General features: G+C 63.3%; 29 protein-coding genes. 20 read left to right on the top strand and 9 right to left on the bottom strand.

What is annotated here, in order from left to right; all coding sequences use genetic code 11:
* Positions 1-13: 13 nt before the first annotated feature.
* Positions 14-1,114, top strand: a complete 1,101-nt coding sequence (locus F3H95_RS08015) for a calcium:proton antiporter (protein WP_149745497.1) — start codon at positions 14-16, stop codon at positions 1,112-1,114.
* Between the two features lie 176 nt (positions 1,115-1,290).
* Complete coding sequence (locus F3H95_RS08010) at positions 1,291-2,514, top strand: PQQ-dependent sugar dehydrogenase (protein WP_149745496.1); 1,224 nt, start codon at positions 1,291-1,293, stop codon at positions 2,512-2,514.
* Positions 2,515-2,526: 12 nt separating this feature from the next.
* Here F3H95_RS08010 and F3H95_RS08005 read toward each other — a convergent pair whose 3' ends face one another.
* Positions 2,527-3,198, bottom strand: a complete 672-nt coding sequence (locus tag F3H95_RS08005) for a DJ-1/PfpI family protein (RefSeq protein WP_149745495.1) — start codon at positions 3,196-3,198, stop codon at positions 2,527-2,529.
* 77 nt (positions 3,199-3,275) lie between these two features.
* Here F3H95_RS08005 and F3H95_RS08000 point away from each other — a divergent pair, with 77 nt between their 5' ends.
* Positions 3,276-4,232, top strand: a complete 957-nt coding sequence (locus tag F3H95_RS08000; RefSeq protein WP_149745494.1) for a helix-turn-helix domain-containing protein — start codon at positions 3,276-3,278, stop codon at positions 4,230-4,232.
* A gap of 55 nt (positions 4,233-4,287) precedes the next feature.
* Here the strand turns inward: F3H95_RS08000 and F3H95_RS07995 are convergent, their stop codons facing one another.
* Positions 4,288-5,490: a pyridoxal phosphate-dependent aminotransferase gene (locus F3H95_RS07995; protein WP_149745493.1), complete on the bottom strand. Its 1,203-nt coding sequence runs from the start codon at positions 5,488-5,490 to the stop codon at positions 4,288-4,290.
* A 314-nt stretch (positions 5,491-5,804) separates the two neighbouring features.
* Between F3H95_RS07995 and F3H95_RS07990 the strand changes: the two genes are divergently transcribed.
* The 3 genes from F3H95_RS07990 (at position 5,805) to F3H95_RS07980 (ending at position 7,831) form a co-directional block, all read left to right on the top strand.
* Positions 5,805-6,137: a hypothetical protein gene (locus F3H95_RS07990; RefSeq protein ID WP_149745492.1), complete on the top strand. Its 333-nt coding sequence runs from the start codon at positions 5,805-5,807 to the stop codon at positions 6,135-6,137.
* Between the two features lie 163 nt (positions 6,138-6,300).
* Positions 6,301-7,200, top strand: coding sequence for a DMT family transporter (locus F3H95_RS07985; protein ID WP_149745491.1), 900 nt, complete (start codon positions 6,301-6,303; stop codon positions 7,198-7,200).
* A gap of 415 nt (positions 7,201-7,615) precedes the next feature.
* Entirely contained in the window at positions 7,616-7,831 is a 216-nt protein-coding gene (locus tag F3H95_RS07980; RefSeq protein ID WP_143125795.1) for a cold-shock protein, read from the top strand.
* A 126-nt stretch (positions 7,832-7,957) separates the two neighbouring features.
* Here the strand turns inward: F3H95_RS07980 and F3H95_RS07975 are convergent, their stop codons facing one another.
* Positions 7,958-8,605 carry an MBL fold metallo-hydrolase gene (locus F3H95_RS07975; protein WP_143125796.1) on the bottom strand — a complete coding sequence of 216 codons (648 nt, stop codon included), beginning with the start codon at positions 8,603-8,605 and terminating at the stop codon, positions 7,958-7,960.
* A gap of 66 nt (positions 8,606-8,671) precedes the next feature.
* The gene (locus F3H95_RS07970) at positions 8,672-8,863 is read right to left on the bottom strand and encodes a hypothetical protein (protein ID WP_149745490.1); all 192 of its coding nucleotides are present in this window, start codon (positions 8,861-8,863) and stop codon (positions 8,672-8,674) included.
* A 360-nt stretch (positions 8,864-9,223) separates the two neighbouring features.
* On the opposite strand from F3H95_RS07970, the gene F3H95_RS07965 reads away from it, so the two are divergent.
* The 3 genes from F3H95_RS07965 to F3H95_RS07955 all read left to right on the top strand — a co-directional run bounded on the left by F3H95_RS07965 (position 9,224) and on the right by F3H95_RS07955 (position 11,890).
* Positions 9,224-9,691 (top strand): MarR family transcriptional regulator, encoded by a 468-nt coding sequence (locus F3H95_RS07965; RefSeq protein ID WP_143125798.1) that lies wholly within the window; start codon positions 9,224-9,226, stop codon positions 9,689-9,691.
* 2 nt (positions 9,692-9,693) lie between these two features.
* Complete coding sequence (locus tag F3H95_RS07960; protein WP_149745489.1) at positions 9,694-10,398, top strand: response regulator transcription factor; 705 nt, start codon at positions 9,694-9,696, stop codon at positions 10,396-10,398.
* A 124-nt stretch (positions 10,399-10,522) separates the two neighbouring features.
* Positions 10,523-11,890: an ATP-binding protein gene (locus F3H95_RS07955; RefSeq protein WP_149745630.1), complete on the top strand. Its 1,368-nt coding sequence runs from the start codon at positions 10,523-10,525 to the stop codon at positions 11,888-11,890.
* A 19-nt stretch (positions 11,891-11,909) separates the two neighbouring features.
* Here the strand turns inward: F3H95_RS07955 and F3H95_RS07950 are convergent, their stop codons facing one another.
* The 4 genes from F3H95_RS07950 to F3H95_RS07935 form a co-directional block, all read right to left on the bottom strand.
* Positions 11,910-12,251 carry a tRNA-binding protein gene (locus tag F3H95_RS07950; protein ID WP_149745488.1) on the bottom strand — a complete coding sequence of 114 codons (342 nt, stop codon included), beginning with the start codon at positions 12,249-12,251 and terminating at the stop codon, positions 11,910-11,912.
* Between the two features lie 29 nt (positions 12,252-12,280).
* Positions 12,281-13,099 (bottom strand): pyrroline-5-carboxylate reductase, encoded by an 819-nt coding sequence (proC, locus tag F3H95_RS07945; protein ID WP_143125801.1) that lies wholly within the window; start codon positions 13,097-13,099, stop codon positions 12,281-12,283.
* A complete protein-coding gene (locus F3H95_RS07940) occupies positions 13,099-13,599 on the bottom strand; it encodes a YbjN domain-containing protein (protein ID WP_143125802.1) in 501 nt (166 codons plus the stop codon). The genes proC and F3H95_RS07940 overlap by 1 nt, the downstream gene beginning before the upstream one ends.
* Before the next feature lie 430 nt (positions 13,600-14,029).
* Positions 14,030-14,290 (bottom strand): accessory factor UbiK family protein, encoded by a 261-nt coding sequence (locus tag F3H95_RS07935; RefSeq protein ID WP_143125821.1) that lies wholly within the window; start codon positions 14,288-14,290, stop codon positions 14,030-14,032.
* 224 nt (positions 14,291-14,514) lie between these two features.
* Here F3H95_RS07935 and lgt point away from each other — a divergent pair, with 224 nt between their 5' ends.
* The 11 genes from lgt to F3H95_RS07880 all read left to right on the top strand — a co-directional run bounded on the left by lgt (position 14,515) and on the right by F3H95_RS07880 (position 26,588).
* On the top strand, positions 14,515-15,357 hold the full coding sequence (gene lgt, locus F3H95_RS07930; protein WP_143125803.1) for a prolipoprotein diacylglyceryl transferase: 843 nt from the start codon (positions 14,515-14,517) through the stop codon (positions 15,355-15,357).
* An 18-nt stretch (positions 15,358-15,375) separates the two neighbouring features.
* Positions 15,376-16,479 carry a class I SAM-dependent methyltransferase gene (locus tag F3H95_RS07925; RefSeq protein WP_143125804.1) on the top strand — a complete coding sequence of 368 codons (1,104 nt, stop codon included), beginning with the start codon at positions 15,376-15,378 and terminating at the stop codon, positions 16,477-16,479.
* A gap of 138 nt (positions 16,480-16,617) precedes the next feature.
* On the top strand, positions 16,618-17,406 hold the full coding sequence (gene pgeF, locus F3H95_RS07920; RefSeq protein WP_149745487.1) for a peptidoglycan editing factor PgeF: 789 nt from the start codon (positions 16,618-16,620) through the stop codon (positions 17,404-17,406).
* Between the two features lies 1 nt (position 17,407).
* Positions 17,408-18,559 (top strand): Xaa-Pro peptidase family protein, encoded by a 1,152-nt coding sequence (locus F3H95_RS07915; RefSeq protein WP_143125806.1) that lies wholly within the window; start codon positions 17,408-17,410, stop codon positions 18,557-18,559.
* 176 nt (positions 18,560-18,735) lie between these two features.
* The gene (locus tag F3H95_RS07910; RefSeq protein WP_149745486.1) at positions 18,736-19,938 is read left to right on the top strand and encodes a hypothetical protein; all 1,203 of its coding nucleotides are present in this window, start codon (positions 18,736-18,738) and stop codon (positions 19,936-19,938) included.
* A 162-nt stretch (positions 19,939-20,100) separates the two neighbouring features.
* Entirely contained in the window at positions 20,101-21,033 is a 933-nt protein-coding gene (locus tag F3H95_RS07905; protein ID WP_143125808.1) for a ribose-phosphate pyrophosphokinase, read from the top strand.
* A 262-nt stretch (positions 21,034-21,295) separates the two neighbouring features.
* Entirely contained in the window at positions 21,296-21,892 is a 597-nt protein-coding gene (locus F3H95_RS07900) for a 50S ribosomal protein L25/general stress protein Ctc (protein ID WP_143125809.1), read from the top strand.
* A gap of 252 nt (positions 21,893-22,144) precedes the next feature.
* Positions 22,145-24,550, top strand: coding sequence for an EAL domain-containing protein (locus tag F3H95_RS07895; RefSeq protein WP_149745485.1), 2,406 nt, complete (start codon positions 22,145-22,147; stop codon positions 24,548-24,550).
* A 37-nt stretch (positions 24,551-24,587) separates the two neighbouring features.
* The gene (locus F3H95_RS07890) at positions 24,588-25,316 is read left to right on the top strand and encodes a transporter substrate-binding domain-containing protein (RefSeq protein ID WP_244617914.1); all 729 of its coding nucleotides are present in this window, start codon (positions 24,588-24,590) and stop codon (positions 25,314-25,316) included.
* Positions 25,317-25,395: 79 nt separating this feature from the next.
* A complete protein-coding gene (pth, locus tag F3H95_RS07885; protein ID WP_149745484.1) occupies positions 25,396-26,133 on the top strand; it encodes an aminoacyl-tRNA hydrolase in 738 nt (245 codons plus the stop codon).
* Positions 26,134-26,138: 5 nt separating this feature from the next.
* Positions 26,139-26,588 carry a GNAT family N-acetyltransferase gene (locus F3H95_RS07880; RefSeq protein ID WP_149745629.1) on the top strand — a complete coding sequence of 150 codons (450 nt, stop codon included), beginning with the start codon at positions 26,139-26,141 and terminating at the stop codon, positions 26,586-26,588.
* Positions 26,589-26,590: 2 nt separating this feature from the next.
* Here the strand turns inward: F3H95_RS07880 and clpS are convergent, their stop codons facing one another.
* On the bottom strand, positions 26,591-26,899 hold the full coding sequence (clpS, locus tag F3H95_RS07875) for an ATP-dependent Clp protease adapter ClpS (RefSeq protein ID WP_143124569.1): 309 nt from the start codon (positions 26,897-26,899) through the stop codon (positions 26,591-26,593).
* Between the last annotated feature and the right edge of the window lie 75 nt (positions 26,900-26,974).

Below are 26,974 nucleotides of genomic sequence, written 5' to 3'. Positions count from 1 at the left end.
GCCGTTTCAGAGCATGCCATCACTCCTCAGCCGAGAAAAGTTTCTTCTGGTCGCACTTCTGCTGGCCGTGCTCACTCTCTTCACCGAGCACGCGATCCTAGAGGCAGGCAAGCTGGCAGCGCTCGGCGGCGCCGCCCTGCTGATTGTCGTCATCGTGCTCACCTCCACGCGGGTGGCGCATCATGCGGAAGTGCTGGCACACAAGGTCGGCGACCCCTATGGCACCATGATCCTCACGCTGTCGGCCGTGGCCGTCGAGGTGCTGATCCTCGCCATCCTGATGAATGACAGCGAATCCCCGACGCTGGTGCGCGACACGATCTATTCCGCCGTCATGCTCGACATTAACGGCATTCTTGGTCTTGCCGCGCTGCTCGGCGGCCTGCGGCACGGAGAACAACCCTACAACGACAATTCCGGCAAGACCTATGGCGTGATGATCCTGACGGCCATGGGCATTTCCATGGTGGTGCCGGAATTCGTGCCGAGCGATCGCTGGCACTATTACTCCGCCTTCACCATCGTCGCGATGATCGCGCTCTATGGCCTCTTCCTGCGCATGCAGGTGGGGCCGCACAGCTATTTCTTCTCCTACAGCTATCCGCGGCCGAAACCGCAGGCAACAGCCGCAAAGCCCGCCACCGGGGGGACCGGAGAAGGCTCCACCACCGCCGCCATCGCCATCATCCTGATCGGCGTCGTGCTGATCGGCGTGCTGGCGGAATTCATGTCCGCCTTCATCAATGCGGGACTGAAGGGAAGCGGTGCGCCGCCGGCGCTGATGGCCGTCATCGTCGCGGCGATTTCCGCAGCGCCGGAAATCCTGACCGCACTGAGGGCAGCGCTGCGCAACCGCATGCAGTCGGTCGTCAACATCGCCATGGGCGCCTCGCTTTCGACCGTCATCCTGACGGTACCGGTGATGGAGGCGATCGCGCTCTATACCGGCCAGCCCTTCGTGATGGCCATGACGCCGGTGCAGACGGTGATGGTGGCGATCACGCTGATTGCCGCCGCCATCAACCTCAACGACGGCGAAACCAATGCGATCGAGGGCATGACGCATTTCGTGCTGTTCGCCACCTTCCTGATGCTGACCATGATCGGCCTCTGACCGGCCCTGCGGTGGACAGAAGCGGCGATCACCCGCCGATAAAGCAAACTTGAACGGCGGCACGACGGGCGTGTGGCGCAGGCGACCCTACATCTCCTGCAGATCCGCCGCCTTGGACGGGTTGCAACATGGGAGCCGAACTCCGGGACGAGTTCGCCACTGACCGGGAGATAATCATGACGCGCCTGCCCCTTGCCCTTGCCAGTTCTCTGCTTGCCGCAGCCCTCGCCGCGTCGGCCCTTGCACAAGAGGCCGGCCCTCCTGCCGAACGCAAACCGCCGAACGCGCCGGACCAGCAGCCGGCCTTTTCCGGCCAGACCCGCGCGCCGCAACCGCCGCAGATGCCGAAGATCAGGGCCGAGACGGTGGCGGAACGCCTGCCGCATCTCTGGTCACTGGAATTCCTGCCGGATGGCCGCATGCTGGTGACGGCCAAGCAGGGCGCCATGCACATCCTGTCCCCTGATGGAAAGCCGGGCCCCGCGATTGCGGGTGTGCCGAAGGTGCTGGCAAGCGGTCAGGGCGGGCTGCTGGACATAGCGCTGGCGCCGGATTACCGCCAGTCGGGCCGCATCTTCTTTTCCTTCTCCGAACAGCGGGAAGACGGCAACGGGACCTCGGTGGCCTCCGCGCGGCTGGTCCCTGATGCACAAGGCGGCGGAAGACTGACCGACGTCAAGGTGATCTTCCGTCAGATGCCGAGTTATGACGGCAACAAGCATTTCGGCTCGCGCCTCGCCTTCGGGCCGGATGGCGCGCTGTACGTCACCGTCGGCGAGCGATCCGACCGCGAACCCCGCGTGCAGGCGCAGGATCTGAAGAGCGGCCTCGGCAAGATCTTCCGCATCACCGCGGACGGCAAGCCGATGGCAGGCAATCCCTTTATCGGCCGCAGCGATGCCCAGCCGGAAATCTGGTCGCTCGGCCACCGCAACCTGCAATCCGCCACCATCGATGGCCGGGGCCGGTTGTGGACAGTGGAGCACGGCCCGCGCGGCGGTGACGAGCTGAACCGCCCCGAGGCCGGCAAGAACTACGGCTGGCCGGAGGTGACCTATGGCGTGGAATACAGCGGCGATCCCGTCGGCAAGGGCATCACGCGCATGGCAAACACAGAACAGCCCGTCTACTACTGGGATCCGGTGATCGCCCCCTCCGGCATGGCCTATTACGACGGCAACGCCATTCCGGAATGGAAGGGCGCCTTCCTCGTCGGCGGGCTCGTCTCCCAGGGCGTCGTCGTGCTGCATATGGAGAATGACCGCGTGACGTACGAGGAACGCGTGCCGCTCAACGCCCGCATCCGCGACGTGAAGGTGGGGCCGGATGGCGCGGTCTATGCCGTCACCGAGCAGCGCGGCGGTGGAAGCTCGACCATCATCCGGCTGACCAAGGCCTGATCGCCATGCGCCTCAGGAGGCCATGCGCGCCAGGATGGCCTCCCGCTGCTGCCGCGATCCGGAAAGCCTTTGCCGGGCTGCAGCCAGCACCGTTGCGGACGCAGCATCCGGCGTTCCCGACGAAAACGGCGGTGCCGGCGCATATTCCAGCGCAAGCTGCACCGTTTCGGCCTCCTCAGCTCCCAGCAGTTCGGCAATCACCGCAAGGCCGAAATCGATGCCGGAGGTGATGCCGCCGGCGGTGATGAGATTGCCATCCCGCACGACACGTTCGGCGACCGGCTCGGTCCCGAAGGCTTGCAGAAAATCCATCGCATACCAATGGGTGGCGGCCTTTCGCCCCTGCAGCAGGCCGGCTGCACCAAGCACCAGCGAACCGGTGCAGACCGACGTGACGAGACGGGCGCCCGCCGCCTGCCGGCGCACGAAGTCCAGCACGGCCTCATCCTCCAGCAGCGCGTTTACGCCGGCACCGCCCGGAATGCAGAAGACATCATGCTGCGGACTGTCGGCGAAGGTGGCGTTCGGCTGGAAGGCGAGGCCGGTGGAAGAGATCACCGGTTCGCGCGTCTTCCAGACGAGATCGACACGGGTGCCGGCCGCGGCGGTGAACACTTCATAAGGACCCGTCAGGTCCAGTTGCTGGATCTGCGGAAAGATGAGAAAGCCGATGGAAATCGCCATGATCGAACTCCTGTTGACCCCAAAAGCATAGAGGCCAATAGTGTGGCGCGTTTGCCAAACATCCCTCCATTTCCGCCATGACCCTGCGTATCGAGATCCTAGCCTTCGACAAAAGCCAGGTCCTGGACATCACCGGGCCGCTGCAGGTCTTTGCGACAGCAAACGATCTGGCCCGCATTCGAGGCGTGCCAGCGCCCTACGAGATCCTCGTGGTGGCGCGCGAACAGCCGGTCTCTACGTCATCGGGGATGCAGATCGTTACGCTTCCCCTGCCGGATACCAATGGGGCGCTGCACACGCTGATCGTCTCTGGCGGCTACGGCGTCAATCAGGCCATGGGTGATGCGGACCTGATCACCTGGATCCGCGCGCGGTCGCGACGGGCAAGGCGCACGGCGTCCGTCTGCAGCGGCGCCTTCCTGCTCGCCACCGCGGGGCTTCTCAAGGGACGGCGCGCCGCCACCCACTGGCAGCGTGCCGCTGAATTTGCCGCCTGCTTTCCGGAGGTTCGGCTGGAAACCGATCCGATCTTCATCCGCGACGGATCGATCTGGACCTCGGCCGGCATCACTGCGGGCATCGACCTGGCGCTGGCCCTGGTGGAGGACGATCTTGGACACGAAACCGCGCTTGCCATTGCCCGGCAGCTCGTGGTGTTCATGAAGCGTCCGGGCGGACAGGCGCAGTTCAGTGCCGCCCTTCGCCTGCAGGATGCGGGAGGCCGGTTCGATGTGCTGCATGCCTGGATCGTCGAGAACCTCAACCGCCCGCTCTCCCTTGCGGTGCTCGCCGAGCGAATGGCGATGAGCGAGCGCAGTTTTTCGCGCCATTACCGGCAGGCGACCGGGCGCACGCCGGCCCGCGCGGTGGAGGATCTGCGGTTCGAAACGGCCAGGCGGCTTCTGGAACAGGGCGTCAGCGTGGCGCGCGTCGCAGCCCGCTGCGGTTTCGGTGCGGAGGAGACGATGCGACGCGTCTTCCTGCGGCAGATCCGCGTCAGCCCGAAGGCCTATCGCGAGCGGTTTTCCGAGTGAATGCAAAAAGGGCCCGCCTTTCGGCGAGCCCCACAAGACCCGTTAAAACAAGGCCTTACTTGCAGTTGTTGCAGAAACGCTGGATGCGGCGGCAGGCTTCTTCCAGAAGCTCCTCCGATGTGGCGTAGGAGATGCGGAAGTTGGGGCCGAGACCGAAGGCCGAACCATGCACCACGGCGACACCTTCCGTTTCCAGAAGCTCGGTGACAAAATCCTCGTCCGTCTCGATAAGCTTGCCCGACGGCGCCGTCTTGCCGATCAGACCGGCGCAGGACGGGTAGACGTAGAAGGCGCCTTCCGGGTTCGGGCAGGAAATGCCCTTGGCCTGGTTCAGCATGGACACGACGAGATCGCGGCGACCTTCGAAGATCTTCTTGTTCTTCGCCACGAAATCCTGAGGGCCGTTCAGCGCCTCGACGGCCGCCCACTGGGCAATCGACGCGGCACCAGACGTCTGCTGGCCCTGGATCATGTCCATGGCCTTGATCAGTTCCAGCGGGCCTGCCGCATAGCCGATACGCCAGCCGGTCATCGCATAGGCCTTGGAAACGCCGTTCATGGTCAGCGTGCGGTCATAGAGCTTCGGCTCCACTTCCACCGGGGTCACGAACTTGAAGTCGCCAAAGGTCAGGTGCTCGTACATGTCGTCCGTCAGCACCCAGACATGCGGATACTTGACGAGAACATCGGTGAGCGCCTTCAGCTCGTCGTGGCTGTAGGCAGCGCCCGACGGGTTGGACGGCGAGTTGAACACAAACCACTTGGTCTTCGGGGTGATCGCCTTTTCCAGTTCGGCCGCCTGGAGCTTGAAGTTGTTCTCCTGCGTCGTGGAAACGATCACCGGCGTGCCGCCGCACAGCGCCACCATTTCCGGATAGGACACCCAGTAGGGTGCCGGGATGATGACTTCGTCGCCGGCATTCAGCGTCGCCATGAAGGCGTTGAACAGGATCTGCTTGCCGCCCGTGCCGACAATCGTCTGCGCTGGCGTATAGTCGAGACCGTTCTCGCGCTTGAACTTGGCAGCAATTGCCTCGCGCAGCTGCGGAATGCCGGAAACCGGCGTGTACTTCGTCTCGCCGCGATTGATCGCATCGATGGCTGCCTGTTTGACATTGTCCGGCGTATCGAAATCCGGCTCGCCAGCACCCAGCCCGATCACGTCACGGCCCTTGGCTTTCAGCTCCCGGGCTTTCTGCGAAACGGCAATGGTGGCGGACGGCTTTACGCGGGAAAGTGCATCGGCAAGAAAGGCCATGATGTTGGGATCCTGAAGCTGTTGAAAACGGCAGGCCGGTTCGGTCCTGCCGCAGGGTTCTATGTCGAAGAAAATGGCCTGTTTCAAGGCCGAAACGACCGCCAGCGCGGTCTTTCTTGCCGTAAAACCGGCTCAGACAAAGTGCTTTCTTATCCTGCACTTGGCGTACCTGTCCCCTCATTCATGGTATCCAAATCGTTAACGCCTTGATTCTGCCACAATAAATGTCTGTGCCTGCCCCAATCCCGTCCTTCTCGCGTCGCTTTCACAGGGTCTTTTGACCGTCATTGATCGAGCACGTGAAGGATGACGCCATGTTTCTGGATGACGAGGAGGCCACCACCCGGCTTCGGCTTCGCAGACTGGGCAGCAGCATCTGGATTGCCGCTGCAGCCCTTGCGGCCTGCGTGGTGATGATGCTGGCACTGGTGGAAAGGGCACAGGCAGGCGAACTGCCGACGTTTTCCGAAGTGGTGGTACCACAGCTTCTGTTCAGCCCCGCCTCGTCCGGTGACCAGCGCGTTCTGTTCGGCGCATTGACCCTCATCTTCACGATGGCCGCCGCCGGCCTGTGGCGCCTCAGCTTCCGCGACCTGCCGTCGAAAACGCAACGCAAGACGGAAGACACGCGCATCAGCCGCTTCTGACCCTGCTTCTGCGGCAGGCAACCACCGGCTCGACGGTTGTCCGCCCCTCTACCCGACTGGACCGGACGGCTTTGCCCTTGAAGCCATGACCTCCCCCTGTTAGGGAGCGCCTGCAAGGCCCGCACGCGGCCACCTGACCGCCCTCCCCTTCAGGACCGATCCCATGACACGCATGCAGGCGAATCTCGTTCTTCTTCTGGCGGCCGCCATCTGGGGTGGCGGATTCGTTGCCCAGTCGGTCGCCATGGACAAGATCGGCCCCTTCTGGTTTGTCGGCCTGCGCTTTGCCATCGCGGCCCTGGCCGTGCTTCCCTTTGCGCTTGCCGAGCAGAAGCGGATCGGCTCGAAGCCGACAATGCGCCAGATGGGCAGCTTCGTGCTCGTCGGCACGGCCCTGTTCGGTGGCGCCATCACCCAGCAGATCGGCCTCGTTACCACGACGGTGACCAATTCCAGCTTCCTGACGGGGCTTTACGTCGTCTTCGTGCCGGTCATTTCCATCCTGCTGTTCCAGCGCTTTCCGCACTGGATCATCTGGCCGGTCGCACTGATGGCCCTTGTCGGCATCTTCCTGCTGAGCGGCGGCAATCTGCAGGCCATCTCCACAGGCGATCTCTGGAGCATTCTCTGTGCTGTCTTCTGGGCGCTGCAGATCGTGCTCGCGGGCCATTTCGTCGGCGGCTCCGGGCGGCCACTGGCGCTGTCGGCCACGCAGTTCGCCACCTGCGCGATCCTCGCAATCGCGCTCGGTCTTGCCTTCGAACCGCTCACGCTTGCGGCCGTCCAGGGATCGCTGGCGGAAATCCTGTATGTGGGACTTGTCTCTTCCGGTCTTGCCTTCGTGCTGCAGGTCATCGGCCAGCGTTACACCACCGCGCCTCAGGCCGCGATCTTTCTCTCGTCCGAGGCCCTGTTCGGCGCCTTCTTCGGCGCGTTGCTGCTCGGCGAGACGCTGCCGGCCTCCGGCTATGCCGGCTGCGCGCTGATCTTTGCCGCCATGCTGGTGGTGGAACTGGTGCCGGAACTTCTGAAACGGCGAAGCAGCCCGCGTTTGGCGGATTGACGAACGGGCGGAAAAGGCGTTTTCTTGCCTTTCATCCCGCCCTTGACTGCCCAAGAAAACAGCAACTTCAGGCCACCTCGCGCAAAACCCGCACCTTTTGAGGGTGGATAAAGCGCAGTGCGGTGTTGCGTATTCGCGTCAGAAAACTTTTTCTTGCCAATTTACGATAAACGCAGCACTCTGTGGCTGTTCGGGCAATTTGCGAGCATGGGAAAAGCTATAATGAAGCGATCCGGAAGCGCCAAAACTTCCGGGCGGGGGATGCGGTAAGGATGATGTCAAGTCCTGATCTCTTTCCCTGCGGTAACACGGGCCCCTTTCCTCCATTTTCGAAATGCCTGCCGCCTGCCCCTTGTGGGCAATATCGTGATGCTGTCCGCCGCTGAACACGGACAGAGGAAAAAGGACCTGATGCATGGCCGAAACTGGCACTGTAAAATTCTTCAACACGGACAAAGGCTTCGGCTTTATCAAGCCCGACAAGGGCGGAGCCGATATCTTCGTTCACATCTCCGCCGTCCAGGCTTCCGGCCTGTCCGGCCTGACTGAAAACCAGAAAGTAAGCTTCGACACGGAACCGGATCGTCGCGGCAAGGGCCCCAAGGCAGTCAATCTGCAGATCGCCGGCTGAGCCTGATCACCGCTTTCATTTCGAGTTGAAGCCCGGCAGTGATGCCGGGTTTTTTTGTGCCCGCACCCCGCATCGGCGCATCCCTGCAGCCGCCGAAGCAGGGACACCGGGTGCGGTCGCGCGTGCTCACATACCGCGCAGGAACTGGTTATCGCGGCGCTCGTCACCGAGGCGGCTGCCCGGACCATGACCACACAGGAACCCGACATCATCGCCGAGCGGGAGAACCTTGTCGCGAATGCTGTCGAGCAGCTGCTGGTGATTGCCGCCGGGCAGATCGGTGCGGCCGATCGAACCGTTGAACAGAACGTCGCCCATGATGATGAAGCGCATGTCGCGGTTGAAGAAGATCACGTGGCCGGGCGCATGTCCCGGGCAATGCAGTACCTCGAAACGATGCTCCCCGAAGGAAACGACGTCGCCATCGTTCAACCAGCGATCGGGGGTCAGCTTGCGGGCCGGCACGTCGAAGCCAAGGGCGGCGGCGCGCGTATCGAGGATGTCGAGAAGCGGCTTGTCGGCCTCGTTGGGTCCGATGACCGGTGCACCCAGCACCTCGCGCAGCTCGTCTGCGCCGCCGGCATGGTCGATGTGACCATGCGTGATCCAGATCTCCCTGATCGTCAGGCCCTGTTCGCGCACGACCGCGACGATGCGGTCCACATCCCCGCCGGGATCAACGACGACGCCTTCCTTGGTGTCGCTGTCGAACAGCACTGCGCAATTCTGCTGGAAGGGTGTGACTGGAATGATACCCGCTTGGAGCTGACCCATGATGCCTCGCGTGATGACAGGAAAGATCTTCCTATAGCGTCCCCGCTGCGGCATCGCAGCAAAAAATCAGTCGGAGACGAAGTAGCCCCCGTCCGCCGCCACCGTCGGCGCCATGGCGGCACACCCCACGAGCACGGCCGCGACTGCAAGCTTCGCGGCAAGAACGGCCACCAGAAGGGGGCGCAGGGAATGGGAAGGGCCGGATGCGGGCAGGTCAGCCTGCGCCGGCGCCAGTTTGGCGGGCGTTGCCAAGCTCATGTTATCTCTCCTGTTTTGTTGCCCTCGCAACGGGCTGGCGCGGGAAAGGTTCCGCAGATCCCGCAGCCGGAGCGGCGATTGCGGCAGGACGGCAACAGCCATGCCCCAGGGATCCTCAGCAAGCGCGACAGAAAATCGGGAGTGGCAGGGGACGAGAGCAGAGCAGCCTCACAATCCGGTTGATTGTTGGCCCGCTTCACGCTTTATCAGTGACTTCGTGAAAACTGTCGTTCGGACCCCTCAGCCGGCCGGACGGCGCGCCCGCTCCGGCTCCGGACGGCGGGCAGCGCGAAGGCTCGAAAGGAATGACTGGTGCCCTCGGGATCGACCGCCAAAGCCGTCAGGAAGACGCTGCCGCCGATGCCTGCCGTCGATGAAGGCAAGATCGACTTCGAAACGATCGAACTCTTCTTCTTCGCCTATCGCGATTTCATCTCGGATCCGGACGCCATCCTCGCCAAGATCGGCATGGGGCGGGCCCATCACCGGGTCGTCTATTTCGTCTGCCGGCAACCCGGCATGATGGTGACCGATCTTCTCGACACGCTGCAGATCACCAAGCAGAGCCTCGCCCGGGTGCTGAAGCAGCTGATCGACAGCGGTTATATCCGCCAGATGGCCGGCGCCAAGGATCGCCGCCAGCGCCGTCTCTATCCGACGCTGGCCGGACGCGAACTGGCGCTTGCCCTGTCGGAGCCGCAATCGGATCGCATATCGAAAGCCATGCAGGCGCTGACGCCGGAGCAGCGCGACGGGGTGGTGGCCTTCCTGCGGGCCATGCGGGGACGCGCCGAGGGGCTCGAGCCCCCCGAAGAAGAGGTGGACTGACCATGGGGAACAATCCGGTTTCGCTGTCCGATGATGCCGCCCATCTTCTGGTGGTGGACGACGACACGCGCATCCGCGCGCTTCTGCGCCGCTATCTCAGCGAGCAGGGCTTTCGCGTCACGATCGCCGGCGATGCGGCCGAGGCGCGGCGCAAGCTGGAGGGGCTGGATTTCGACCTGATCATCCTCGACGTGATGATGCCCGGCGAAACCGGCCTTTCACTCACCCAGTCGCTGCGCGACAAGCGCCGTATCCCGATCATCCTGCTGACCGCCCGCGCCGAAGCGGATGCCCGCATCGAGGGCCTGGAAGCCGGGGCCGACGACTACCTGCCAAAACCCTTCGATCCGCGCGAACTGGTGCTGCGCATCAACAACATCCTGCGCCGCAACACCAATCCGGACACGCCGAAGATCGACCAGATCATGTTTGGTCCCTTCACCTTCTCTATTGCGCGCAAGGAACTGCGCCGCGCCGCCGAAACCATTCGCCTGACCGACCGCGAACAGGACATCATGCTGCTGTTTGCGCTGCGGGCCGGCGACACCATTCCGCGCCACGAACTGATCGGCGACGATGCGGAGGTGGGCGAGCGCACCATCGACGTACAGATCAACCGGCTGCGGCGCAAGATCGAGGACGATCCGGCCAATCCCGTTTACCTGCAGACGGTGCGTGGCGTGGGCTATCGTCTCAGCATAGACTGATGCCCGCAGTCGAACGGGCGATCGGCAGCACGAAGCCGGAAGGACGGGCATGAAGGGCGTGGCAGAAACAGCCAGACGGCAGGCCGGAACCTTGCTGTCCCGCCTGCGGCAGGGACTGGCAGTCATGCGCTGCCAGTCGGTGCGGCTGCAGCCGCCAGGCTGGGCCGCCTTCGGCCGCTGGCTGAAGCGGCGCATGCCGACCGGGCTCTACATGCGCTCGGTTCTGATCGTCATCATTCCCATGCTTCTCCTGCAGAGCGTGGTGGCCGCCGTGTTCATGGAACGCCACTGGCGGCTGGTGACGGAACGCCTGTCACAGGCCGTCACCCGCGATATTGCCGCCATCATCGAGCTGATCCGCACCTATCCCGACCCGAGCGATGATTACAGCGCAATCACCCGCATCGCCCGCAACCAGCTGTCGCTCAACATTTCCATCGAACCGGATGCGCAGCTGCCGCCGCCGCGCTCGAAACCCTTCTTCTCGATCCTCGACGACATCCTCGCCGACCAGATCAACCAGCAGATCCGTCTGCCCTACTGGATCGACACGGTGGGCGACAGCCGGCTGGTGGAAATCCGCATCCAGCTGGACAACAAGGTGCTGCGCGTCTTCACCCTGCGCAACCAGACCTATGCGTCCAACACGCATATCTTCCTGGTCTGGATGGTCGGTACGTCGCTGCTGCTGATCGGCATTTCTGTTCTTTTCCTGCGCGGCCAGATCCGCCCCATCCTGGCGCTTGCCGATGCGGCCGAAAGCTTCGGCAAGGGCCAGAAGATGCCGGCGCCCTTCTCCCCGCGCGGTGCCGACGAGATCCGTCGCGCCGGCATCGCCTTTATCCAGATGCGCGAGCGCATCGAGCGGCAGATCGAACAGCGCACCGCCATGCTGACCGGCATCAGCCACGACCTGCGCACGATTCTGACCCGCTTCAAGCTGCAACTGGCGCTCGCCGGCGACAACCCCGACCTGGCCGGCATGGGCACCGACGTGGATGACATGCAGAGCATGCTGGAAGGCTATCTTGCCTTTGCCCGCAGCGAGGCTGCCGAGGATTTCGGCGAGATGCGCCTCAGCGAGTTGCTGGAGAAGATGACGGCGGATTTTGCCCTGCACGGAAAGACGATGACCTACCGCATCGACGGCGAGGACAAGATCGCGGTGCGCCCCGGCGCCTTCCAGCGTCTCGTCGGCAATCTGGCGTCCAACAGCCGCCGCTATGCCAACAGCCTGCATGTGGAGGCCCGCCACAACGCCAAATGGCTGACGCTCACCTTCGATGATGACGGCCCCGGCATTCCGGAAGCATCACGCGAGGATGTGTTCAAACCCTTCTATCGGCTGGACGAGGCGCGCAATCTGGATGCCTCCGGCACCGGCCTTGGCCTTGCGATTGCCCGCGACATTGCCCGCGCCCATGGCGGTAACGTGACGCTGGGTGACAGCCCGATGGGGGGCCTGCGAGCCACCGTGCGCGTGCCGGCCTGATCCAGCCCGGCCCCGCGCCTCACATCATCTTCATGCCGTTGGGGACAGGTCTCTCGACGCCGGCGAGCACGATGGCGCCGGTCTCGTCGGCAAAGCCGAGCGTCAGCACTTCGGAACGCACCGGCCCGATCTGGCGTGGCGGAAAATTGACGACGCCGAGCACCTGCCGACCGACAAGCGACTCCGGCGTGTAATGCACGGTGATCTGCGCGGACGAGCGCTTCACGCCGATCTCCGGCCCGAAATCGATGCGCAGCTTGTAGGCAGGCTTGCGCGCCTCCGGGAAGGGTTCGGCCTCTATGATGGTCCCGACACGGATATCGACCTTTTCAAAGTCGTTCCAGCTGATCTCTTCCGCCATCAGGCCTGCCCCTTCCGTCCTGTCCGCCCTCAGCGTCCCAGTTCCTCGGCCCGCTTGCGGGCGGCGGCAAGCGCCGCATCGAACAGCGGCTGCATGCCCTTTTCGTCCATCAGCACCGACAGCGCAGCCGCCGTCGTGCCGCCGGGCGAGGTGACGTTCTGGCGCAGGCGCGAGGCTTCATCGCTCGACTGGAAGAGAAGCTCGCCGGCGCCGGCCACGGTTTCGCGCGCCAGCCGCATGGCGAGATCGGCCGGCAGGCCGAGCTTGCGCCCCGCTTCGGCCATGCATTCCACGAGATAGAAGACATAGGCGGGACCGCTGCCGGACAGCGCCGTGACGGAATCGATATCGCTTTCGGCGGCCACCCATTCCACGGGGCCGCTGACCTTCAGCAGGTCGTGCACATTTGCGCGCTCAGCTTCGCCGACGCGCGCATTGGCATAAGCGCCGGTGACGCCGCGGCCGATCATGGCCGGCGTGTTCGGCATGGCGCGCACCATGGCCGCCTCGCCGAGATGGCTTTCAAGGAAGGCGAGCGTCTTGCCGGCTGCGACCGAGACGACGACGGTATCGGCCCCCACCAGAGGCTTCAGCGGCGGCAGAACCGCCTCCATCACCTGCGGCTTGACCGCAAGAAACAGGATCGCCGCCTCAACGCCGGAAGGCGCTGCCGTTTCGTGGCGCACGCCCGAAGCCGCAAGCCTTTCCTTCATCGCCTCGGAAGGCGACGGATCAATCACAAGAATGGACGATCCCGGCACCCCGCTTTTCAGCCAGCCCGACAGCATGGCACCGCCCATATTGCCGGCACCGACCAGCACCACAAGCCCGGATACGGTCGCAGACATCAGCACTCTCCGACGGTCTCGAACAGAACCGCATCCATGGCGGCCTTGGCCTCCATGCCGGACCACACGACGAACTGGAAAGCCTGATAATAGGTCTCGCAGGCTTCGAGCGCGCTGGAGAGCAGCACTTCCACCTGCTGGTTGGTGGGTTCCGCACCGCCTGCCAGCAGCAGCGACTGGCGGAAGATCACCACATCCTCCTGGCGCCACAGGTCGAAATGCCCCATCAGCACCTGACCGTTGACGTGGGAGAGCAGGCGGATCACCTCGTTGACGCGCGGTTCGGGCACCTTGATGTCGAAGGCGCAGGCCAGATGCAGCGCCTCGAACTCCTCCATCCAGGAGAAGGAGACGTGATAATCGGCCCAGTGACCCGCAACGGTCATGGCGATCTCGTCCTCGCCGGACCGTTCGAAGGTCCAGTCATTGGACGCAGCCACGAATTCGATCATGTCGACCGGATTCGACTGGCGTTCCATCTGTATGTCCATGAGGCTCATGCGGCACCCTCTTAACCGGAATGGAAGCGACATTCGTGTTAACGAAAAACACACCAACGCACGCGTACTGACCGGAAATCCAACCCCTCGATGATTCCCCGCGACGGTCAGTCCAGCACATTCATCCTGCGCGGAACGGCCCATCGGACGTTTCGAATCATCATTTAAAATCAGTGTATCGGCCCGGAGTCCGAGTACCAGCCCCCGGCTTTCGTTTTTGCGGGGACGACTCAGGTTTGCGCTTCGCCCGCGGCCTCAGCCGCAGCGATTAACCGACTCTGGATGAAGCGTTTTTCGACTATGTCCACAGGCTGCGATTTTGTTGGGCAAACAACCGTGAAAACTTGCGTCAAGACACAAAAAAGCGCGCCCCCCGTTTTCCAGAGACCGCGCTCGACTGTCGAAGATGATTCAGGCTGGACGGCCGCAATTACTCGGCGTTTCCGGCAAGCTTTGCTTCCAGCGCATCCAGACGTGCCTTCAGCGCATCGTTTTCATCGCGCGCCTTGATTGCCATATCGCGCACGACATCGAATTCCTCGCGGCGCACGAGATCCATACTGTTGAGAAAGCGCTCGGCCTGCGCCTGGAAGGCCGTCTCCACTTCGCGGCGCATGCCCTGGGCCGCACCGGCGGCATCCGTCATCAGGCGCGCGAATTCATCCATCATGCGGTTCGGTCCGGTGGACATGACCTCATCTCCCGTTGGCTGCGCCGCAAGGCGGCGTTCGGTCTCATTGCCTGCGTGGAGGTAGGGTCTGATGCAGGCCGTTGCAAGGAGAATCGCCGGAAGCGCCCAAATTCCCGCCAATTCCTTGAGGATCATCATGAAACCGAAAACATGGGTCTTGACCCGAACAGGGGCTGCCGCCATGTTCCGCCGCAAACGCGGCACGTGGCCAGGGTACGTTAAACTTGTATTCACCAGCATCATTCCTCGCCATCTTGCCATTTCCCAACATCGATCCGATCGCGGTTTCCATCGGGCCTCTTGCGATTCACTGGTATGGCCTCGCCTATGTCGCAGGCATCATGCTCGGCTGGTTCTATGCCCGCGGTCTGATCGCCAGGCCTGAGCTGTGGGCCGGTGGAACGCCGCCGACAAGCCGGGAGAAGCTGGACGATTTCCTCGTCTGGGCCGCCGCCGGTATCGTGCTCGGCGGGCGCATCGGCTACGTGCTCTTCTATGACCTTGCGGCCGTGATGGAGAACCCGGTCCGCGCCATCGAGATCTGGAACGGCGGCATGTCCTTCCATGGCGGCCTGACCGGCACGACGATTGCCATGATCCTGTTTGCCCGGCGCCACAATATTCGCGTCTGGAGCCTGTTCGACCTCGTGGCCTCCGTCGCCCCCTTCGGCCTGTTCTTCGGGCGCATTGCCAATTTCATCAATGGAGAACTCTGGGGCCGCATCACGGATGTGCCTTGGGCGATCGTGTTTCCCACAGGCGGACCTTTTGCCCGCCACCCGAGCCAGCTTTACGAGGCGGCGCTCGAGGGAATCGTGCTATGGGTCGTCCTGAGAATCGCCACCCACGGCGGCAAGGCGCTGCGGCAGCCGGGTGTCGTTTCGGGCATTTTCGTCTGCGGCTATGCGCTGTCGCGTATTTTCGTGGAATTCTTCCGGGAGCCTGACGCGCAGCTGGGCTATCTGGCCTTCGGCTGGCTGACCATGGGAATGCTCCTGTCCCTGCCGATGCTGTTCATCGGGCTCTGGGCCATCTGGCGCGGCCGCCGCGCTGCCGCCACCATTTGACGCGAGGACGAGTCATCCATGACCACGCCGCTTGCAGACAAGATCAAAAACCTCATCCGGGCGAACGGGCCGATCAGCGTGACCGACTATTTCGCGCTGTGCCTGGCAGATCCGGACCATGGCTACTACCGCACGCGCGATCCCTTCGGCCGCAACGGGGATTTCGTCACGGCTCCCGAAATCAGCCAGTTGTTCGGCGAGATGCTCGGGATCTTCATGGTGCATGCCTGGCAGCAGCATGGCAGCCCGACGCCGGCCAACCTCGTGGAAGTGGGCCCCGGCCGCGGCACCATGATGCAGGATATGCTGCGGGTGATCCGCCGCCTGGCGCCCGGCCTCTACGAGAACCTCGACGTCCACATGGTGGAAACGAGCGACCGTCTGCGCGGCGTGCAGCGGGTGACGCTGGAAGCCTATTCCTCCAAGATCACCTGGCATGCGGCCTTCGAGGATGTGCCCGGCGGCTTCACGCTGATTGCCGCCAACGAACTGTTCGATGCCATTCCGATCCGCCAGTTCATCAAGACCCCGACCGGCTTTCGCGAGCGGATGGTGGGGCTTGATGCCAATGATCGACTGACCTTTGGCGTCGGCATCGCCACCATCGACCCGGCGCTTCTGCCCTCCTCCCATGCCAAGGAACGGGACGGCACCATCTTCGAGATCGCGCCTGCCCGTCAGGCGGTGATGAGCGCGCTCTGCGACCGGCTGAAGCGCCATGGCGGTACGGCTCTGATCATCGACTACGGCCACATGGTGACCGGATTTGGCGACACGCTGCAGGCGGTGCTGCGCCATGATTACGACCCGCCGCTTGCCCATCCCGGCGAGGCGGACCTCACCAGCCATGTCGATTTCGAGGATCTCGCGCGCATCGCCCGCGGATCGGGCATTCAGATCAATGGCTGCCTGCATCAGGGTGATTTCCTCTACGGCCTTGGCCTTGCCGAGCGTGCCGCCGCCCTTGCCAGCGGCAAGAGCGAACCGGAGCAGCGCGCGATCGCCGTTTCTGCCGACAGGCTGGCCGGCGCCGGCGAAGGCAAGATGGGCGAACTGTTCAAGGTTCTCTCTGTCTCCAGCCCGTCCGTGACGCTCGCCCCCTTCCGCCCGGCGCGGGATTGAGCCAGCGCTCCGGCGGTTGACAGGACGCCGGGGCTCGGGCCACAGTCGCCTTCGAACGAAGCAGCCCCGTGCCTGCGGCCGCGCCTTCGCGGCGCCCCGAGCCGTCATCATCCCTTCAGAAAACGGACCGATCGAGCCATGCAGGATCTCTCGCCGATCACAAGCCCCCTGCTGAGCGCCCGTATCGGCGCGAGCCCCATTCGCCATGGCTTCTTCACCCGCCAGGGGGGCGTCTCCGGCGGTTTTTATGGCAGCCTCAATGTCGGCCTCGGCTCGAACGACCGCCGCGAGGACGTGCTGGAAAACCGCCGCCGCGTGGCCGGCTGGTTCGGCCAGCCGCTGGAACGGCTGGCGACCGTCAACCAGGTGCACTCGCCCGACGTGGTCACCCTTTCGGCCTCCTATGCCGGCGAACGGCCAAGCGCAGACGCCATGGTGACGAGCACGCCCGGGCTCGTGCTCGGCGTGCTGGCGGCCGATTGCGGACCGCTTCTGTTTGCCGATGCCGAGAACCGGGTGATCGGCGCGGCCCATGCCGGCTGGAAGGGTGCGCTTGGCGGCGTGGCCGAAAACACCATCGAGGCGATGATCGCGCTCGGTGCGCGACGGGACACCATCATCGTCTGCCTCGGCCCCTCGATCGCCCAGCCAAGCTACGAGGTCGGCCCGGAATTTGTTGCGCGTTTCCTGGAAGTCGATGCCGGTTTTGCCCGTTTCTTTCGCCCCTCGGCGAAGCCCGGGCATTCGCTGTTCGACCTGCCGGGGCTCACCATGCTGCGCCTGGAGCGCGCCGGCGTGAGAGCAGAGAACCTCGACCTCGACACCTATCCCGATACCACGCGCTTCTTTTCCTATCGCCGCACCACGCATGCAGGCGAACCCGATTATGGGCGACAAATTTCCGCTATCGCGATTCTGGAGGACTGACATGGGACTGCATTTCGAGCATACCGAATATGCCGCGCGGCTTCAGCGCCTGACGGCCGCCATGCAGGCGGAAAAGCTGGACGCCATGCTGCTGTTTGCGCAGGAAAGCATGTACTGGCTGACCGGCTATGACACCTTCGGCTACTGCTTCTTCCAGTGCCTGGTGGTGAAGGCGGACGGCACGATGGCCCTCATCACGCGTTCGGCGGATCTGCGGCAGGCACGCCACACCTCGATCATCGACAACATCACCATCTGGGTCGACAGGGTGAACGCCGATCCGACGGCGGACCTGAAGAACCTGCTTGCAGACCTCGACCTGCTCGGCAGCACCATCGGCGTGGAATATGACACGCACGGCATGACCGGCCGCGTCGCCCGCCTGCTCGACAACCAGCTCGCGACCTTCGGCGAAATCGTCGATGCCTCGCATGTGGTGAGCCGCCTGCGACTGGTAAAGAGCGCCGCCGAACTCGCCCATGTGGAGCGCGCGGCCGTGCTGGCCGACGATGCGCTCGACGCAGCCCTTCCGCTGATCCGCGCGGGCGGCGACGAGGCCGATATCCTTGCCGCCATGCAGGGCGCTGTCTTCGCCGGCGGCGGCGATTATCCGGCCAACGAGTTCATCATCGGCTCCGGTCCGGACGCCCTGCTCTGCCGCTACAAGGCCGGGCGGCGTCGTCTCGATGCCGAGGACCAGCTGACGCTGGAATGGGCAGGCGCCAGTGCGCATTACCATGCGGCGATGATGCGCACCGTGGTGATCGGCGAGCCGACGAGCCGCCACCGCGAACTCTACAGTGCCTGCCGGGAAACCATCGAAGCCATCGAGGAGGTTCTGACGCCCGGGCACACCTTCGGCGACGTCTTCGACACCCATGCCCGCATCATTGATGCCCGCGGCCTGACGCGGCACCGCCTGAATGCCTGCGGCTATTCGCTTGGTGCGCGCTTCTCGCCATCGTGGATGGAGCACCAGATGTTCCATCTCGGCAACCCGCAGGACATCCTGCCGGACATGTCGCTCTTCGTGCACATGATCATCATGGATTCCGACAGCGGAACGGCCATGTCGCTCGGCCACACCTACCTCACGACGGAAACAGCGCCGAAGGTTCTGTCGCGGCATAGCCTCGACATGATTAACCTTTAATAAAGATTTTCCGAAGCATGGAATGGTTGACTCCAAGTAAACGCGCACCGTAAACTTGTCTCCTAGTGGGACGGCGAGGGGTATTGCGTATGTTCGGCTTGGATTCAGCAAAGCCATGGCTTGCACTGGGAACTATACTATTAGGGTTGTCGTCCTGCAGCTCGCCGGAGGATCTCGTGCCGCGCAGCAACGTGGGCACCGGCTATGGCAGAGCGATGCCGCGCTACAGCGACCCAGCGCCCGGCGATCAGTTGCTCTACCGCCTGCCTGACCAGCAGGGCTATCGACCTGTCACATCGACCCGCTCCAGCAGATCGCCTGTCTACGCCACGCGGACGACACGGCGCCCGGCGACCGGGCGCGTGCCCGATTACCGGGATCCCTATGCCGACATGCCGGCCACCGGATATCAGTCGCCCGCTTATGGCGACGGCGTCTATACCGGTGGCGCCAATCGCTACCCGAGCGTCAACGGCGGCGCTTATGGTGGCGGTTACGGCGCCTATCCGCCGCCGCCAGGCTACACGGCGCCGCCGGCGACCTACCCGCCCTCCCCCTACGATACCAACGGCTACTACGCACCAGCGCCGAGCTATAACGGCAATGGCGGCTACGCGCCCTATCAGACGGCACCGCTGCCGCCGGTGCAGACGGCGCCAATCTATCGCCAGCAAAGCACCTATCGTCCGCCGCCTGCCAATACGCTGCAGGCACAGGTCGTGGACCGGGGCGGGCGCTCGCCGGTCGCTTCAAAGCCGCTGCCTGCCACGCCGACAAGCGCCGTCGCACAGGCTTCACCTGTCCGCCAACAGGCGGCAAGGCCGCAGCCGCAGAGACAGCAACCCGTGCAGACGGCACGCACACAGCCGGTGCGCCAGCCGCCGCAGGCAGCCGCCCCGGCGGCACCGGCGCAGACCGATGTGGCCGCCCGCGCCCGCCAGCTTTCGCCGAGCGCCTCTCCGCAGCCGCTGCAGCGCGAGGAGGAGACCGCCAGCCTGCCGCGCGGGGGCAATGTCGGATCGGTCCGTTTCCTGCCGATCATCGGCGCCCCCGTCGAAGCCGTAACCCCCTTGTCGCGCCAGCTCGGCGTTTCCGCCCGCGCGAGCGGCCTCACCATCAAGGCCTCCACCGATACCAGCAGCGAGCATATCCTGAAGGGGTATCTTTCGGCCGTCGCCGAAGGCAGCCAGCTCACGATCAACTATGTCTGGGATGTGCTCGACAGCCGCGGCAACAGGCTGAACCGCATCCAGGGCCAGGAACGCGTCCCCTTCTCGGGCGGGGATCCCTGGGCGGCAGTGCCGCCGGAGACGATGCGCGTCATCGCACAGAAAACAATCTCGCTTTACATGAACTGGCGCGAAGGCCTGCAAGGCTGACGCCGGACATACCGACCCTTGCGCGGCACCAGCCCGCCCGGTCGCGCTTACCATGTTTCACGCTGGCTTCACAAAAAGTGCTTGATGGCCGCGCTTCGGTCTTGCATTCGGGAGCCGCAACGGTAAAAGGCCCCCATCCAGCGTCAAAACAGGCGGACCCCAATGAAGGTTTTCGCAGGGAATTCGAACCGGCATTTGGCCGACGCGATCTGTTCCTATCTTAATGTTCCAGTCGGAAAAGCCAGCGTCAGACGGTTTGCAGACCAGGAAATCTTCGTCGAGATCCAGGAAAACGTGCGCGGTGAGGATGTGTTCGTGGTTCAGTCCACGTCCTTTCCCACCAATGACCACCTGATGGAACTCTTGATCATGATCGATGCCTTCCGCCGCTCGTCGGCGAAGCGCATCACCGCAGTACTTCCCTACTTCGGCTATGCCCGCCAGGATCGTCGCGCCTCGGGCCGCACGCCGATCTCGGCAAAGCTCGTTGCCAATCTCATCACCGAGGCCGGTGCAGACCGCGTGATGACGCTCGACCTGCATGCCGGCCAGATCCAGGGCTTCTTCGACATCCCGACCGACAACCTGATGGCGGCTCCGATTCTGGCCCGCGACGTGAAGGATCATTACGATCTGCAGAACGTCATGGTCGTGTCGCCGGATGTCGGCGGCGTGGTGCGTGCCCGCGCGCTCGCAAAGCGTCTGGACTGTCAGCTGGCGATCGTCGACAAGCGCCGCGAACGCGCCGGCGAGTCCGAAGTGATGAACATCATCGGCGACGTGACCGGCAAGGACTGCATCCTGATCGACGACATCGTCGATTCCGGCGGCACGCTCTGCAATGCAGCCGAGGCGCTCCTGAAGAGCGGCGCGACCAGTGTCACCGCCTATATCACCCATGGCGTCCTGTCCGGCGGCGCTGTTGCGCGTGTCAGCTCCTCGAAGCTGCGCGAACTGGTCATAACCGACTCGATCCAGCCAACCACGGCCGTCCAATCCGCCCCGAACATCCGCGTGGTCTCGACCGCTGCCCTGCTCGGCGAGGCGATCAACCGCACGGCCCTCGAACAGTCGGTTTCCAGCCTGTTCGACTGACAGGCATGACGGATCACTTGAAATCGCCCCGCCTGCCCCGCAGGCGGGGCGATTTGCTTTCGGCGTGCAAACCGAAGCAAAGCAACGCTTTTGGCCGTCGCGAACTTGCAACAAATACCCAGTTGGTCTATAGGCCCCTCGTCCGCGCAGACACCCTTGGAGGCACCGCGGATGGAGCGCATCGGACGATGTCCTCCCAAACCCGTTGTCCGACCAGTCGTTCGACGCCGGGTTTCTCCAAATAACCTCGAAAGGATATGCCATGAGCCACGCAACTTACGAGCTCAAGGCCGAGGCGCGCGAACGGGTTGGTAAGGGGTCCTCCCGTGAACTTCGCCGCAACGGTTTCATTCCCTCTGTCATCTATGGTGACAAGCAGGCCCCGATTTCGATCGCTCTCAACACCAATGAAGTGACGAAGCGCATCCATGCCGGCGGTTTCATGACCACGGTCGCCACGATCGACTACAACGGCGAGAAGATCTCCGTTCTGCCGAAGGACTATCAGCTGGATCCGGTGCGCGACTTCGTCCTGCACGTCGATTTCCTGCGCGTTTCGGCCAACAGCCAGGTCACCGTTGAAATTCCGGTTCACTTCATCAACGAAGAGAAGTCCGGCATCAAGATCGGCGGCGTTCTGAACATCGTTCGCCACGAAGTCGAAATGACCTGCCCGGCCAACGACATTCCGGAATTCATCACCGTCGACCTCGACGGCTTCAAGATCGGCGACAGCATCCACATCTCGCATGTGAAGCTGCCGGCTGGCGTTGCCCCGACCATCACCGACCGCGACTTCACGATCGCCACGATCGTTGCTCCGGCTGGCGGCACGTCGGAAGACGGCGCAGACGCGTAAGCCCTGCACGACTTGCAAGCACACATTCGAACCCGTCCGGCCTCGCCGGGCGGGTTTTTCTTTGCACGTATCATAATCCCACAGAAGATCTGCACGCTGCGGTCACAATACGGCCAAGGGGACTCGCTACCTGCAGTCAACATCTGTTAGTCTCAAGGCAGTAATTGCTTAATTCATGGATGAAACCATGCCGGGCAGTTCCAGATCTCTGCCGGATCTGTGCACGGTGACAGGGAGCAGAAGTCCGCTTCAATGACGCATTCCGTCGAGAGTCGGTTCATCGCCATTATCAGCGGAGCGCTCCTCATCGTCGTTGCGCCACTGTTTACGCTGTTCCTCGTTCTGTCCTCACAGCAGGCCGCACAAAGCCTGCGCGAGCGTCTGGAAATCCGCCTTGCCGCCAATGCCCAGGCGCTGAGCAAGCCGCTCTGGGACCTCGACATCGACAGCATCCGCCAGACGACCAGCAATCTTTCCAGCGAAAGCGGCATCCGCGTTGTGCAGGTCATCGACACCCTGGGCAAGCTTGACATCACCGAGAGCAACGTGCGCGATGCGGGCGAAAGTCTCGATCACATGTCGCGCGCCATCACATACCGGGGTCCGGACGGTGAGATCGGGGTCGGCACGATCACCATCTATTTCAGCCGGGTTGGTCTGCTGTCGGCGCTCAGCAATCGCGAACTGGCCTTCATCGCCATCTTCGTGGTGGCGATTTTCACCGTGGTGGGAGCGGCCATCTTCGGCAATCGCACCATGATCATCCGGCCCCTGATGCGGTTGACTGCCGCAATCGAGGCAACGCGTCGCCTCGGTTCGCGCCATCACGTCGACTGGCGCTCGAGCGACGAAATGGGTCGGCTTGCCAAAAGTTTCAACGAGATGCAGATCCAGCTGGAGCGCGAGGAACTGGAGCTGAAACTGGCCCACCAGCAGACCACCGAGACCTACAATCTCACGCCCGCCATGCTGTTTTCGCTGAACGAGCGTGACCTGATCTGGGCGGTCAGCGATTACTGGCTGCTGGCCACCGGCTACGAGCGCAAGGACGTGCTGGGGCGGCCCTTCGTCGATCTCATCACACCGGCCGATCGCATGCGCTATCTGACACGCAAGGCACTCGGCCATCGCGGGCCACAGGCGGGCCAGCCAGATGACCGAAGGTCACAGACCTGCGAGATCACCGCGGGCTTTCTGTGTGCCGATGGCCGCGTGATGGACGTGCTGATCCTCGAGACGGAACTGTTTGCGGCAGGTTCGGATTCGCCTGCTTCCCTCAGCGTCATGACCGATGTCACCGAATTGCGGCAATCGGAGATGCGCAATCACCGGCTGGCGATCACCGATCACCTCACCGGCCTTCTGAACCGCCAGGGTTTCGAAGCCGTGCTCGATGAGAAGATCGCCGAAGCGGACAAGAGCGGCTCCCATGTCGCCTGTCTGTTCATCGACCTCGACCGCTTCAAGACGATCAACGACACGCTCGGCCACGCCTCTGGCGACAGCGTGCTGTGCCAGTTCGTGTCCCGTATCACCCCGCTGATCGAAGGCGGCGATATCGCGGCCCGCCTCGGCGGCGACGAATTTGCGCTGCTGATCACCGGCCGCCACGCCGAAGCGCGCGCCGACCGGATCTGCGGCCAGATCGTTGACATGTTCGACGTTCCCTTCCGCACCGGCGGCACCACGGTGCGCCTCAGCGCCAGCATCGGCCTTGCCTTCTATCCACGCCATGCAGCAAGTGCCGCTGAGCTTCTGCAAAAGTCTGACATGGCGATGTATGTCCGCAAGCGCGACGGCAAGAACGGTGCAAAGCTCTATGACGAAACCATCCTCGACCGTGCGCGTGAACGCGCCGAGATCGAGACCGACATCGAGATGGCGGTGGCCGCCCGCTGGTTCGAATCCCACTTCCAGCCGGTCATCAATGTGCAGAACGGCCGCATCGAAGGGTTTGAGGCGCTGATGCGCCTGCGCCATCCGAAGAAGGGGCTGCTGTCGCCTGCCCGTATCATCGAGGTGGCCGAGGAAACCGGCTCGATCAACCAGATCGGCTCCATCATGCTTGAGGAGTCGCTTGCCAACCTGCAGCAGATCAGCGCCCTGCCAGGGCTGGCGCACAGCTATGTGGCGGTAAACTTCTCGCCGCTGCAGTTCGAACCCAGCCTGCCGGCCCGGCTGGCCGCGCTGGTGGCGCGCCATGGCATACAGCCGCATCGCCTGGTGGTGGAGATCACGGAAGCCGTGCTGATGCATGACGATCCGAAGGTGCGCAAGATCCTGGACGAGATCAAGGCCTTCGGCTGTCGCATCGCGCTCGACGATTTCGGCACCGGCTATTCCTCGCTCTCTTACATGAGCCGCTTCCCGGTGGATATCGTGAAGATCGACCAGTCCTTCATCCGCTCGATCGGCGGCGACCAGCCCGAGGTGGAACAGAAGAACCGCATGCTGGTGGAGGGTATCAGTGCGATCTCCCACAAGATGAACTGCACCGTGATTGCCGAAGGGGTCGAGACCCGCCAGCAACATGCCCTGCTGAAGCAGATCGGCGTGGACTGCGCCCAGGGCTACCTCTTTTATCCTCCCCGCAGCCTGCTGGACCTGATGGCTGATCTTCAAACCTGCACATCGGATCTGGAAAGTTTGACCGGATGAGTTCATACTAAAGTCTAAGAGATTGTCGGAGGGGGACATGAGGCATCTCGTCATGACTGCGCTTGCCCTGATGAGCATCAGCAGCGCCCATGCCACCAGTCTTGTGTTCACCACGGAATCCTACCCGCCCTACAGCTACCGTTCGCTGCACGGCGAGGTTCTGGGAATGAGCGTGGAGCAGGTGCGGGAAATCATCCGCTCCAGCGATGCCGATATCAGCTACACGATCGAGCTTCTTCCCTGGGCACGCGCGCTGGCACTGGCTGAAACACAGCCGGACCACTGCGTTTTCCTGACGGCACGGACACCGGAGCGCGAGGCGCAGTTTCAGTGGGTTTCACCACTGGCGGTTACACGCAATTTTCTGGTCAGTCTGGAAGATCGTGACATCCGCGCAACCTCGCTCGCGGATTTGCGCTCCTATACCGTCGGCACGCAGCGCGAAGACTACACGGAAAGCCTGCTGCGTCAGAACGGCTTTCAGCATCTCGATCTCAGCGCCAGCTATGACTTCACCCTGTCCAAGCTTCTGAATGGCCGCATCGACCTGATGCCGATGTCGCAAACGGTGATCGAACAGTTGAAGGACAAGGGAACACCGGTCGCACCGGTCGTGCAACTGGCGGAGCAGACGCTCGGCATCGCCTGTAACAAGGCCGTCTCCACGCAGATCATCGCCAGCCTGCAGACGTCCCTCGACCGCATGCTCTCTGACGGCAGGATGAGCGACATCGCCCGGGCCTATGGCGTTTCGCGGGTGCCCTGAACGTGGTCTTCCCGAAACCGCTTGACTTGCCGGCGGTTTCGCGTTGGGAAGCAGCCCTGCCATCAAGGGATCCATTCAGATGCTCATCATCGCCGGCCTTGGCAATCCAGGCGCCAAATATGCGGGCAACCGCCACAATATCGGCTTCATGGCGCTCGATGCCATCCAGCGCAAACCTGGCTTTTCGCCCTGGTCGAAGAAGTTCAAGGCGGAAATTGCCGAAGGCGAACTCGGCGGCGAGAAGGTGCTGCTGATGAAGCCGCAGACCTTCATGAACCTGTCCGGCGAAGCGGTCGGCGAGGCCATGCGCTTCTACAAGCTGGGCCCCCAGAACATCGTGGCGATCTATGACGAACTTGACCTGCCACCGGGCAAGGCGCGGATCAAGGTGGGCGGCGGCCATGGCGGCCACAATGGCGTCAAATCGCTCGACGCCCATTGCGGCAAGGAGTATCGCCGCCTGCGCCTCGGCATCGGCCATCCCGGCGCCAAGGAACTGGTGCACAACCACGTGCTCGGCGATTTCGCCAAGGCGGATGCCGCCTGGCTGGAGCCGCTTCTCGACGCGCTGGCCGACCATGCCGACATGCTGGTGAAGAACGAGGACAGCCAGCTGATGAACAAGCTGGCGCTTGCCGTGGGCGGCAAGCCGGACGACGAGCCGGCGAAACCCGCGAAGGCGGCAAAGGAACCGAAACCTGCCGGCCAGTCTCATATCCGCCAGGCGCGCAATTTTGCACAGCCGAAGAAACTGCCGGACAGCGGCCCGATGGCAGAGATGCTGAAGCGGATGTTTTCCAGGAAGGACGAGGAGTGAGCGCCATTCGGCCGGATGTGATCCTTCGTCCGGCCGTCGCCGGCGATCTGAGCGATCTGCTCCTTCTCTACCGGGATTTGAACCCCGCCGATCCGCCGCTTGCCGAGCAAGCGGCCAGACGCGCCTTCGAGACGATGCTGGCGCAACCCGGCCTCACCCTCTTTCTGGCCGAGACCGACGGCGAGGTTCTGGCCACGGCCACGCTGATCGTCATCCCCAACCTCACGCGCGGCGCCCGCCCCTATGGCCTCATCGAGAATGTGGTGACGCGTGCATCCCGGCGCGGAACCGGGTTCGGGGAAGCGGTGGTGCGCCATGCCATCGCGGAAGGCTTCGCCGCCGATTGCTACAAGATCATGCTGCTGACTGGCCGGCAAAGGGACGAGGTTCACCGTTTCTACGAGCGCTGCGGCTTCGTTCAGAACAAAACCGGCTTCCAGATCCGCAACGACTGAGCTTACTCCTCCGGCTCTGCGGTAAACAGCAGCGGAAACGCCGCCTCCTTGGCGAGGTCCATCGCCTCCTTCACCTTGGTTTCGGCGACATCCTTGGTGCAGACCACCACCACGCAGGAGCCCATACGGTGCGCGGTCATCATCACGCGCTGGCTGGTTTCCGCGCCCATGCGGAACACCACCTTCAGCACCAGCACCACGAATTCGCGCGGCGTATAATCGTCGTTGTGCAGCAGCACCTTGTAGAGCCGCGGGCGCTCGACCTTCGGCTTCGTCACTGTCTTTGGCGAAAGATCGACCTGATTTGCCATGCGCTTGCCTGATCCCTGTCCCTTTCGCCCCATCCCTGCCGCATGGCAACGCATCCGCGCCTTTGCGGTCGATGG

Origin of the sequence: Rhizobium sp. RU35A (genome assembly GCF_900156005.1) — a bacterium.
Taxonomy (GTDB): domain Bacteria; phylum Pseudomonadota; class Alphaproteobacteria; order Rhizobiales; family Rhizobiaceae; genus Neorhizobium; species Neorhizobium straminoryzae.
Note: the sequence above shows the minus strand (reverse complement) of the source record. Positions and strands in the feature narration are given on the sequence as shown.